Here is an 11,888-nt window from a genome sequence, read left to right on the forward strand (position 1 = left end):
TTAAAAACAAAAAAGACTGACCAATAATGGTCAATCCGAAAATAAGAAGTGCTATTAAAATAATTTTAAATAAATTCCCATAATTCCTATTCCGATTAATGTATAAATCAATATTCTATGCAATGTGGATTTTTCCATTACTGGCAATAGTATTTCAGATACTGTAACCATTAAAATAATACCTACAGTAAAACTAATTAAGGAGGTGGATATAAATGGGTGGTTTAAATCCACAAAACTACCAATAAAGAAACCTAAAGCGACTGGTACTGATACAAAAAATGATATTAAAATTCCGTTTAAGAAATTTATACCCATCATTATTAGTGGTGTGTATAAAATAATGCCTTCAGGGATGTTATGAAATAGAATTGTTTGTAAAAGAGAAATTGTAAAATCATATTCTTGACTAGTCGCTAGGGTAATTCCCATAGGGAAATTGTGAATGGAGAAGCTCAATATAAGTAATAAACCTACACGATTATATATTCTTTCCTTTGATATATTCCTATTCATCTGATTGTGCTGCGATACTTTATGTAATAGTTCAAATATAATCATTCCAATAGTAACTCCAACTATTGTTATGAACCAACCCCCTAATTCAATAGCTTTAGGGAAAATTTCTATACTTATTAAGCCAAATATTAGGCCCGCACATACTGCATTAATAATGCTTATCTTCTCTTTAAACTCCTTAAAAAGCCATGCAATTGCTCCACCAATTAAAAATCCTAATGAAGAGTAAAGGAATCCAAATAACAATATTTCCACTAAAACACCTTTCAATGGTTTTAATTAGTGATATGGTTATTCAAATGGATTTATGAATAATTATTTTTATTATTTGATGTTATTAGACTTAGTATTAAATAGAGAATATATCCAATAAGACCACCTATTGTATTTGTAATTAAGTCAGTCACATCAAATATTCTTGTCGAAGCAGAATTCCACCATACGCTGATTAATTGATAGCATTCTATGAAAAAACTAAAAGTTAATGTTGCTATAATGGTCGTAAACAAGCCTTTTTTCTTTATAAGTGGATATAAAGATCCAAAAGGCAGCATCATTAAAATGTTTAAATAGATTTCCCTAGTAGCTCCGTCATACTTTAACATTAGATCTCTGAATGGTATGAAATTAGCAGTTTCCATAAATAATATATTAGTACCATTTAAAGGTATTGTAAATGGCATTATGGTTACAAATAACACCATTACAATGTATACATACATAATTGTTTTAATTATAAATGTATTTCCCGGATTATTTCTCCATCTTCTGTAGTATAAGGATATATAAACCAAAAATAATAAAGTAAAATCTACAAAATAACCCAATTCCTACACCTTTTCGTAAATAATAGATTTAAGGAGAATTTGTTAATAAAAATTACTCATTATAGAATAATGTCAAAATTATTCATTCCAACCTTTTTAATTAGAAATAAAAACTTCTAACATTTTAAGTCATTTGTTAGAAGTTATATAATCTCTTTAAATACTTACTGTCTATATAAAACTTAACACTAATACATTAACTAAAAAATATTAAAGTTTACCTTCTTCTACTTCTTTTGCAAACCGGTTTAAATAAACTATAAGAGCTTCACGAAATTCATTTACAAAATCTCTATCTTTAAAAATTAGAAGCTCTTTCTTATTCGCAAGAATATCTTCCAACCGCCAATAAAGGAAATTCAATTTTTTATTTGATCTTTGCTCTAAATAATACAAATACTTTGTTCTAAACAGTAGTTTCATTGTAAATGGAGCAGGACGACCCGTTAAAACAACCTTGTCTCTTTTAGCGACTAATATAAGTTGCTCATAGAAGTCAAAATCACCAGAAAAGATAACATTCACTTGATAAGGATTTGTAGAAGTAGTATCTTCTTCTACAAAGATTTGAAACTCAAATAAAGTCTTGAATTTAATTCCCATAATAAATTCCCTCACAATATAGTTAGTCTACTTAAATTAAACTACCGGAAAGTTAACTTTATCTTTTGTTCTATAAATATAAAAGGTCTAGCATCACTTTTCAACTAAAGGGAATTTATAGCGAACTATTTTTTCCAAAATTCTGTAACACTTTGAAAACTATGTTAATAATGAAATAATCTTTTAGGATAGAACCAAGATATTCTTTAGTCCTTTTGTTGAACTGTATTCCTTTTTCCGTGACTTTAAAAATCAACCCTGAAAAGAGTTAAATAATTATAAAGATTTAGCTGGCATGATTTGCTCCATGTAATTCCTAATTTGTGTCTCTGACATTTCACCAGTAATAATTTTTTCAATTATTCCTTCTGGGTTAATTAAGAATGTGGTAGGTAACGGATTAATATTATAAACACTCATGACACTTTTCTGTTTATCAATTACTACTGGAAACGATAAATTTTTGCGTTCGATATAGTTTTGAACGACAAAATCTGATTCTGCAATATTAACAGCCAATACTTGAATACCTTCATCTTGATATTCCTGATAATATCGTTCGATAATTGGAAACTCTCGTTCACATGGTGCACACCATGTACCCCAAAAGTTTAAAAATACACCTTGTCCTTTATATTCAGTAAGTCGATGTGTCTCACCGTTCATATCAACCAATTCAAAATCTGGCGCACTGTCACCTACTTGTAATACTTCTCTTTTCTCCTTAGTAAAACTACTGTAGATGGTAAAAACTATTGCTCCACACAAAACAGCTAATATAAGTAGGCGAAAATAAAATCTTCTTCTTTTTTTGTCCATAATAGAATAGATCCCACCTTACATTTAAGTGAAATTTTGTAGTTAAAACCCTGTGAAACCACCGAAGAATGGGGTTAAGAATGCAATGATTTTTGTCATCAAATCAAAATACAACATGACACCCATGAAAATCATAATGACACCACCTATTTTTAAAAACAGACCACTTCTTTTTTGGAGAAATTTCATTTTCCCTATAAATAGTGACATGATTAAAAATGGAATAGAGAAACCTAGTACATAAAACAGCATATACAACATTCCTCGGCTTGGGTCTGACATTCCCATAGCAATAACTCCAGCTAGAATTGGACCTGTACAGGGTGTCCAGCCTGCAGCAAATCCCATACCGATGATCACAGACCCTAAATATCCTTTAGGTTTCTTTTTAAACTGTATCCTTTTTTCTGACTGTAAAATATCAAACCTAAAAACCCCTAAAGTTACTAATCCAAAAAAGACAATAATGATTGCCCCAATTTGTCTTAGTAAATCCTGATATTGGATAAAAAGTGTACCAATAAAAGAAGTTGAGAATCCTAAAGCCATAAAAATAATAGAAAACCCTAGTAAAAATAACAGGGTATGTCCCATTGCCTTTTTATTTAAAATGCCCTTGTCTTCTTTTAATTCATTTAAAGACATCCCAGTAACATAAGAAAGAAATGCTGGATATAGTGGTAATGAACACGGCGATAAAAATGATAATAACCCAGCTCCAAAAGCAAGGAGTAAATTCACTTGTTCAAACAAAAAAACTTTCACCCTTCCTTTCTAATAGTAGAAGTGTCTTTTAATTTTCTTTAGTCCTTTTAGAAAATAGGAATATCATGCAAATAGTTATCAATGTAAAAGCAATTAATGCTAAAAAAGGAATTGTGACAAAGCCAAACCAATTGATGTATTGAGCACTACATGGAACACCACTAACGCACGGCTTTATACCTCCAAAACCCGGAACTTTTTGTTCTAGGTAATGGAAAATTGAAATAGTACCTCCAATAACAGATAAAGGTAATACAAATTTCTTCACCGAAATATCACTTTGAAACGTTCCAATCCCTAGTATAATCACTAAGGGATACATGAATATTCGCTGAAACCAACAAAGATCACATGGTATAAATCCTTTAATTTCACTAAAATACAAACTTCCTAGTGTAGCAACAACCGAGACGATCCATGCAAAGTATAGTATCCATACTTTCTTACTGTTTTTGTTTGCTTCACTCATTTTCATCTAATCCTAACTCTTGATTAATTACTTCCTTTATTGCTTCATAATCAAATGGGTCTTCCATTGTAATTCCATTGATTTTAATAGTAGGTGTTTGAGATACGTTATGTTTCATAAATAAATCTTTATCAATATTGACTTGTTCCATCGTTAGTTCTTCTTCTAGATCTTGTCTTAATACTTCTTGATTAATAGATGGATATTCACTAGCAAGTTCAAGTAGTTTTTCTGTAGTTACCCATACGTCATCGTGATTAGCTGCTTCTGGTTGTGCTGCAAATACTTTTTTGTGGAAATCCCAATAGACTTCTGGATCTTGTTTGTATACAGATTCAGCTCCCAACGAAGCAAGAATAGACTCTTTTCCATGGAATAAAACGTTTACGTAAGAAAACTTAACATCACCTGTTAAAACATAATCTTCTACGAGCTGAGGATATATCATTTCTCCCCATGCTTTGCATGAAGGACATTTAAAATCCCCAAATTCTACTACAGTTACTGGTGCATCTTCTTCACCTAATAGAGGCTGACCAGTTATATCTACTTCTTGTCTAACGATTTCTGTTTCTTTAGGGGCTTGATTATTACTTATTACCACGATAGCAGCGATTAATACTACTAACACTAATGTAAGGATTACTGTAAATTTCATATTAAAATATTTCAAAATCAAAACTCCTTTAACCAATAATAATAATGTTAAGCGTTTTCAAATATATGAATGGTTTACATCTAAACTTAGAATTTATCAGCATAAATCTATAGAACCATTCATATGAAAACTAATAAATTTCCCTTTTATCTTAATTTTAATTTATAACTCCAAAATATGAATTTCTATAATACTTCACTCCTTTACATATTCTCCATGATTGTAACAAATTCAACAAATTAATCTAACATTTACTTGAATGTTTGATTGACAATTTTGTGTCCTTATTACTTATATGTATTATTTGGGCAATATTGTTTCAATGAAAGAAGTTGAAGTAGATGATTATATCCAAGTTTATTATTGAGTTATTTTATTTCGAATTAACAATTCTTGTTTTGAAAAAGTAAAAAAATAGTGATATAAAAAGAAAAACAACCAAAATAAGATTAATGAAATTTTTACTATCAACCGATTCAATTTCAGAGTCTTTTGTTTTTACGGCATTTACATTTCCTTTTGATTCCTTATCATTTATTAATTGAAAACTCGCAATCACTTCTTGATTTTCATTTTTTATTTCTAGAATTCCTTCATTCGAAACGTTGTATTTAATTGTTTCATTATTTGAAACTGTAAATTTTAGTGTTTCATCAGTTTTGTATTCAGCATTGTTAATTTCATATGATGTTCCTTTTTCTATATTCATTATTTTGAAATTACTAAAAGCATAGTCAAGTAGATTTACTGTATCCTGATATGCAACATCATCATTTTGGGCGTTCAACGTTACTACAATAACTGATAGGTCCCCTCTTGTAGCGGTTGTAATTAAAGTAATTCCAGACTCATCAACATAGCCTGTTTTTCCACCAGTTATCCCTTGATATGGAATTTCCCTCATTAATTTATGATGGGTGTAAAGAGTAGTGTCCCACGACTCACCATCCCATTTCAGCTCTATTGCCCCAAACATTTCGCGAAAAATCTCATTTTTCATGGCATGTTGTGTGATTTTAGCCAGGTCACGTGCTGTGGTTTTATGCTCTACTTGGTACAATCCATGTGGATTAACAAAATTGGTATTTTGAAGCCCAATTTCCTTTAGATATTGATTTAAGTTAACTGCAAATTTATCTACTGTTCCGTCCAAGTGCTCAGCAATTGCGATCGCCGCATCGTTTCCCGAATTAATAAGTAGTCCTTGTATGAGTTTTTTTAACGGGACTTTTTCACCCTCATCTAAATAAACTCTAGTACCTTCTACTTCTCTAGCATTTTTACTAACTGTCACTATGTCTTCAAGATTTCCTTCTTCAATTGCATATATAGCAGTTGCAATCTTTGTTAAACTAGCCGGGTTCATCAATTGGTCTGGATTTTTTTCATACAAAGTACGACCCGTTTTCTCTTCAATTAATATAGCCGACTCACTTTGAATGCTAGGTTTCTCAATATTCGATTCAGCATATGCTATTGAGTTTAAGAATGCAGTAATTATTATGATTATGATAAATGTTATCCCTATTTTCCTCTTGTTGTTAATTGCCATACTTAATTCTCCCCATAATTATTTACCCAATCTATCATAGAGTTTAAATATGCAGAAATTATGCAATTAACAATTATGTAATTGATTTTTTAATAATGAAATTATTTATTAAGTAGTTAGTAATATCCGTTATCATTTAAAATAGGAGAAAGCTTAGGAATCATAGCTTTCTCCTTAAAAAATATACTTATTCAAAGGATAATTCACTTTCAGTTACCCATTTATGATTTGTTACTGTTTCTCCAGTAGTTGATGTGTAATCCACCATGTAAACTGTTGTTTCTTCAGCTGAATCAATTATTGCTATAGCTCCTTCCATACCTGTCATATGGTCCGCATTGATTTTTAATTCTGTTCCTGGTTGCACAGGTTCATCACCTACACCTTCTAATTCTTCGTGAACCACCCATTTATGATTTGTTACAGGGTCTCCACCGTCTGTAGGTGTGTAGGAGACAGTATAAACAGTGGTATTATATGCACCAACAATTGTAGCTTCTGCACCTTCCATTCCTTGCATGTGATCCGCTCGTATAATAGCTTTACTTCCAATAGGGAATGTTGGGTTTTCTGCAACTTTTAGACCCTCTGGAACCTCGCCCGATCCAGAGTGATTCATGTTCGAGTGATCCATCCCTTGTTTACTTTCATTCGTTCCCTGACTTGTTTCCAAGACATCATTTTGAGGTGATTCAACATTACCTGAACATGCTGATAGTGTTAATATGGCAGTTAGTGAGATCACTCCAACCGTTATTTTATTTACCATGTTAACCCTCCTATTGTTTTTGAGGTTTATTATAAACAGAAATAATGCAAAAACTATGCAGTGTTGCGTATTTATCTTAATTATTTAGAATTTATTATCTTTTATATTCCCCAATATGTAATAGTATCGAGTACTCCAATGATTATAAGAATAACCCCAGCAGCTTTTTGGACCCATCTTCCAACTTTCATACTTTTCTTCATAATGTACCCTTTGATATCAAAATACCAAATAAGGCCAAGAATAATGATTAATGGAACTGATGTAGCAATTCCAAATATTGCTGGTAATACGAGCCCATAAGAAGTAGAAACAACTGTAGGCATTAACCATACAAAAAATAAAACAAACATGGTTGGACAGAAGGCAAGTGCAAAACTAGCACCTAAAAGAAATGAGCCTATTTTCCCCTCTTTTAAACTCGTTGGAATTTGCAAGCTTACTTTATTTAGAAACTTTAATTTCATTATTCCAAGTAACACTAGACCTGTAATGATCATTAAAGGCCCAATAATTTTACGGAAAATGGGGAAATACTCAGTTATTCTCGTTTCAAAAGATTGCCCAAAAAGCCATGCGAACAAACCAATAAGACTATAAACTACAACCTTTCCAGTAATAAAGGAAATGATTTCTCCCCAATTATTATCCATCCGAATTGTACGATTTCCATATAAGGTAATAGCACTAATATTACCTGTCAATTGACAGGGCGCAAATGCTCCAATCAACCCAAGAAGGATTGCAACAATAAATGCTGAATGTTTATAAGAATTCAAGAACATTGAGATCGGTTCAGTTATGGTTAAACTAAAATCAGACAATATACTATACATTAAACATTCACCCTCAATTTACTTTTTTACAAATATCACAACGAACCTAAGAAGGTTCTTTTAATTTAAATTAACTGCATTGTTGTAATGCATGTACCATCATTTTTAAAAGTAGAAAACTCAGTCTCTGCCTTCTTTCCTTCATGCTCAATTGTTATACGATATGTTTGTTCACGTGGCAACCACAAATCGATAAATCCATTTACTTGTGTTTGTAATGTTTCATCTAAAACCACGTCACCGTTAGAATCCACAATAGATACATCGAATTGTTCATTTACCAGTTCTCCTTGGCAACTAGTTAAACTATGTATTTCACATGGATGTGTTTGGTTAATATACGGTGCAATTGAAATGAAAAATTCATCTTTCGGTAATTCATAAATTACTTCTTGACCGTCATTTTCTGTCACAATCAATCGCTCCGATGAGATAGATGCAGATTTTGCATCTAAAGTACGTTCACTATAATTAAGAACCAATTCCTTAATATTGTCTGTTTCTTTTATTTCCGCGTTACTTTCTTCATTTGCATTTTCTCCATCACAAGCAACTAAAATTAATGCAGAAAATAAAGATACAGTTAACATTTTAAATTTCAATTTCAATTTCAATCACCTCATATATATTATTTGGTTGCTCCTTATTAATTCCACTTATATCCAATTCCCCAGGCTGTTTTTAAAAATTCTTCTGTAGGAAATTTAGCTTCTCTAAGTTTTTCCCTTAAGTTCCGAATATGTGAGTCAACTGTTCGAATATCTGTATCCGCTTCGTAATTCCACGCAATTTCTAATAATTCTTCTCTTGTATATGTTTTCGTGGGTCTAGAAATCAATGCTTTTATAATATTAAATTCTTTTAAAGTTAGTTGGGCTGTTGAATCCTGATAGTGTAAAGAATAGGTATCACAGTCTAAAGTAAAATCGAAATAAGTAATCGTAGATTTATCAGAATCAGAAGTCCTTCTCAATAATGCATTTACTCTTGCTACCAACTCCCTTTCATCAAAAGGTTTTGTAATATAATCATCCGCACCAATATTTAACCCATTTACTAAATCGGCTTTATCCGATCTTGCGGTTAACATGATAATGGGTACATTTGAAAATTCGCGAATTGCTTTACAAACTTCCCATCCATTCATTTCAGGCATCATGACATCTAAAAGAACAAGGTCAACTTTTTCCTTCTCGATAATTTCAACAGAATTTATACCAGTTGTTTCCTTAATACACTTCATTCCTAAGGGTAATAAAAATAATTCAATCAAATCCAACATTCTTTGTTCGTCATCAACCAATAGAATAGTATTCATCTAATCCTACCTTTATATCGTTATCCTAAATTCGCTACCTTCACCCAGTTTACTTTTCACTTCGATTGTTCCACTATGTGCTTCTACTAGTTCTTTTACAACAGCAAGACCTATTCCAGAACCTCCGAATAACCGTGAACGTGATTTTTCCACTCTATATAATTTCTCAAAGATAAACTCAATTTCATCTAGCGGAATCCCAATACCATTATCTATAACTGAAATAATCGTTTTATTTTTACTTTTTTGAGCCTTTAATGACACTTCTGAATGTTGATTTGAATATTTGAGAGCATTATCTAGTAAATTTAGTATTATTTGCTCTAATCGCACTGGGTCCGCATATACTTGTAAATCTTCATCACATATTAAGTTCAATTTGATATTTTTTATTTCATATGAAGGTATAACGAGTTTACATACATTTTCAAAAAATGATCGTGCAAAAAAGTGCTCCTTTGAAACAGTAAATGTTGTTTCATCCATTCTCGCCAAATCAAGTAAATTTTTTACTAATTCTCTCATTCTTTCCGATTCTTCAGCAATTATTTCAAGGTAATGCGCACGTTCCTCTTCTGTTAAACCTTTCCTCATGGCAACTTTTGAATAGCCAATTAAATAGGTAAGTGGTGTACTTAATTCATGTGAAATGGATGCAAGAAATTCATTTCGTTCATTCTTTAGATGTGCTAAATCTTTTGCCAACTTCTGAATAGAACTAGATAAATCGCCTAGTTCATCTTTTCCTAAATAAGGTAAACTTACGTTAAAATCACCCTTACTAATTTTCTCAGTTGCCTCTTTCATTCTTAATAATGGTCTTGTAAGTATTTTAGATAAAACCGCATATACAATAAATAAAACGATAATACCAGTAACACCAGATATAACAAAATGCATATTTTCACTTTTTACCATTTGATTAATAGAGGCTGTGCTTTGAAACATAACGACATAACCAGAAGTTCCGTCATTCACATGATAAGGATGTGCACTAACAATATAGGGGGAATTTCTCCAATCTGAAACAACTATACTATCTTCTGTATTTTCAAGGTTCATAATCAGAGTGTGAAACTCTTCTAGAACACTATCTGATGATCTGTTAATGATTTCTCCTCTGTTATTAGTTATCATTACTTCTCTGTCTACATTTTCCTCCATCATTACAATGTGCTCAATCGTAGTATTAGAATAATTTTCAACCAGAACATCTCTATGATTGGTGCCATTAGAGAGTAATCTTGAAAATTCCTCATTTACTCTGGTATGGATCATATTTTGATGAAGATAGGTCATTAGAAATAACTCCATAATAAACACAACTATAAAAAAGGCAGCAGCTAATTTTGTAGAGATTTTATTCAACTAAGAGTTCTCTCCTCTCATGAAAAATAGTATAAAAAATAAATATGAAGAATTTATGCAGATGTTTAAATTATTAACTGTTTATTTATTGCTTTGAAATAATTCTGAACAAAAATTACTTAAAATCTAATAATTTATGATAAAAAAAGAATCCATTTTGTAAAAAGAATAGTCAAAATAGATTCTAATCTAACAGAGATAAGTATAAGTTTTATTATAAAGTTCAATTATTGTTTATCTGAGATGCTCCACAATTGCGCCCTTTAATGGAATAACTATAATAACCTTAAAATCACTTCATTCTTCTTACACTAACCAGCCGTTAATGCAATAATAACTGAGCTTCTATTATGTCGCGTAGGAATGGCATGACTACTCCCCCGACGAACAAAGCGATAGCGATGTAAAAGACGGTTCCAGCCATTGGCAGAATCCATTTTTTCTTCTTGAATTGGAACCAGTAATTAACTGTCCACATGACGAGCAGGAAAACAAGAAAACCGAATGAAAACATGTCAGAGATAGGGTCTTGGATTGGGGGGCTAATATTTACCACAGAAAAAAATGCAATAAAACCGATAGCTCCCAATAGGATTAAATTGACAATATGTACGACAATATTATAAGAATTGTTATTCATTAAATCTCAACCCCAGTCATTTATAGTTCACAATTTCCTTTAATATTATCATAATATTTCCAAATTCCTTTAACTAAGTTATTAAATTATATGGACTTTAAACTAAAGAAAGAGCACAATTCTTGTTGCAGAATTGTGCCCTTTAGTTGAATAACAGTTTCGGATAAATTTTAAAAAGTTTCTTGTTTATTCGATTTTTTGATGATTATAATTGCACTCATTAACACTGAAAAAGTAAACACAAATACTGGGATGATAAATTCACTTATATAACTATCTGAAATAAATGAGCCAATTACTAGTAATAAACCAATTATAGAGTAATAAGTTGTAGCAAATTTAGGATTGTCCTTTAATCCACAAGCTTTGATTAGAGGCTTATACTTCTTTTCATCTTTTACGATTAACATTGCACATACGAGAGAAAGGAACCCTAGTATCCCTAACATACCCATACTAAACCACCTCCTTAAAATCTCACCTAAATGTTAACATAGATATCCAGTTTTATTTAAATCTTTTATTCCGTTAAATGGCCCTTAAACGGAAAAAGAGCATTTCTTATTAAAGAAATGCGCCCTTTAATAGAATAACTTTGATTTTTCCTCGTTCTTAAAAACCACCTATTTCTAGTACAACTAACCACCCGTTAATGAAAAAACCTCTTTTAATATATCTCCCTCCCGTGTAACCTTCCGTATTGTCAAAAATAATTTATATAAATCGCTAATAAATGTTGATTTTA

The 11,888-nt window shown here is 31.2% G+C and carries 15 protein-coding genes; all 15 read right to left on the minus strand.

What is annotated here, in order from left to right:
* Positions 1-54: 54 nt before the first annotated feature.
* The 15 genes from CD30_RS17885 to CD30_RS17955 all read right to left on the minus strand — a co-directional run bounded on the left by CD30_RS17885 (position 55) and on the right by CD30_RS17955 (position 11,598).
* On the minus strand, positions 55-774 hold the full coding sequence (locus CD30_RS17885) for a ZIP family metal transporter (protein ID WP_235802090.1): 720 nt from the start codon (positions 772-774) through the stop codon (positions 55-57).
* Positions 775-824: 50 nt separating this feature from the next.
* Positions 825-1,346: a VanZ family protein gene (locus CD30_RS17890; protein WP_052126305.1), complete on the minus strand. Its 522-nt coding sequence runs from the start codon at positions 1,344-1,346 to the stop codon at positions 825-827.
* Between the two features lie 210 nt (positions 1,347-1,556).
* On the minus strand, positions 1,557-1,949 hold the full coding sequence (locus CD30_RS17895) for a hypothetical protein (RefSeq protein WP_036180081.1): 393 nt from the start codon (positions 1,947-1,949) through the stop codon (positions 1,557-1,559).
* Between the two features lie 276 nt (positions 1,950-2,225).
* Complete coding sequence (resA, locus tag CD30_RS17900; protein ID WP_036180084.1) at positions 2,226-2,768, minus strand: thiol-disulfide oxidoreductase ResA; 543 nt, start codon at positions 2,766-2,768, stop codon at positions 2,226-2,228.
* 42 nt (positions 2,769-2,810) lie between these two features.
* A complete protein-coding gene (locus CD30_RS17905; protein WP_036180086.1) occupies positions 2,811-3,521 on the minus strand; it encodes a cytochrome c biogenesis CcdA family protein in 711 nt (236 codons plus the stop codon).
* Positions 3,522-3,561: 40 nt separating this feature from the next.
* Positions 3,562-4,002 carry a disulfide oxidoreductase gene (locus tag CD30_RS17910; RefSeq protein ID WP_036180114.1) on the minus strand — a complete coding sequence of 147 codons (441 nt, stop codon included), beginning with the start codon at positions 4,000-4,002 and terminating at the stop codon, positions 3,562-3,564.
* Positions 3,995-4,660 (minus strand): thioredoxin domain-containing protein, encoded by a 666-nt coding sequence (locus CD30_RS17915; protein WP_036180117.1) that lies wholly within the window; start codon positions 4,658-4,660, stop codon positions 3,995-3,997. The genes CD30_RS17910 and CD30_RS17915 overlap by 8 nt, the downstream gene beginning before the upstream one ends.
* Positions 4,661-5,033: 373 nt before the next feature.
* Positions 5,034-6,212, minus strand: coding sequence for a D-alanyl-D-alanine carboxypeptidase family protein (locus CD30_RS17920; RefSeq protein ID WP_036180088.1), 1,179 nt, complete (start codon positions 6,210-6,212; stop codon positions 5,034-5,036).
* A 187-nt stretch (positions 6,213-6,399) separates the two neighbouring features.
* Complete coding sequence (locus CD30_RS17925) at positions 6,400-6,981, minus strand: YdhK family protein (RefSeq protein ID WP_036180090.1); 582 nt, start codon at positions 6,979-6,981, stop codon at positions 6,400-6,402.
* A gap of 101 nt (positions 6,982-7,082) precedes the next feature.
* The gene (locus tag CD30_RS17930; RefSeq protein WP_036180093.1) at positions 7,083-7,817 is read right to left on the minus strand and encodes an urease accessory protein UreH domain-containing protein; all 735 of its coding nucleotides are present in this window, start codon (positions 7,815-7,817) and stop codon (positions 7,083-7,085) included.
* Between the two features lie 65 nt (positions 7,818-7,882).
* Complete coding sequence (locus tag CD30_RS17935; RefSeq protein WP_248574046.1) at positions 7,883-8,419, minus strand: CueP family metal-binding protein; 537 nt, start codon at positions 8,417-8,419, stop codon at positions 7,883-7,885.
* A 44-nt stretch (positions 8,420-8,463) separates the two neighbouring features.
* A complete protein-coding gene (locus CD30_RS17940) occupies positions 8,464-9,135 on the minus strand; it encodes a response regulator transcription factor (RefSeq protein WP_036180096.1) in 672 nt (223 codons plus the stop codon).
* 12 nt (positions 9,136-9,147) lie between these two features.
* Positions 9,148-10,503: a sensor histidine kinase gene (locus CD30_RS17945; RefSeq protein WP_036180099.1), complete on the minus strand. Its 1,356-nt coding sequence runs from the start codon at positions 10,501-10,503 to the stop codon at positions 9,148-9,150.
* Positions 10,504-10,825: 322 nt separating this feature from the next.
* Positions 10,826-11,143 (minus strand): hypothetical protein, encoded by a 318-nt coding sequence (locus CD30_RS17950; protein WP_036180102.1) that lies wholly within the window; start codon positions 11,141-11,143, stop codon positions 10,826-10,828.
* 170 nt (positions 11,144-11,313) lie between these two features.
* Positions 11,314-11,598, minus strand: a complete 285-nt coding sequence (locus CD30_RS17955; protein ID WP_036180105.1) for a hypothetical protein — start codon at positions 11,596-11,598, stop codon at positions 11,314-11,316.
* Positions 11,599-11,888 lie beyond the last annotated feature (290 nt).

Origin of the sequence: Ureibacillus massiliensis 4400831 = CIP 108448 = CCUG 49529 (assembly GCF_000772965.1) — a bacterium.
Lineage (GTDB): Bacteria > Bacillota > Bacilli > Bacillales_A > Planococcaceae > Ureibacillus > Ureibacillus massiliensis.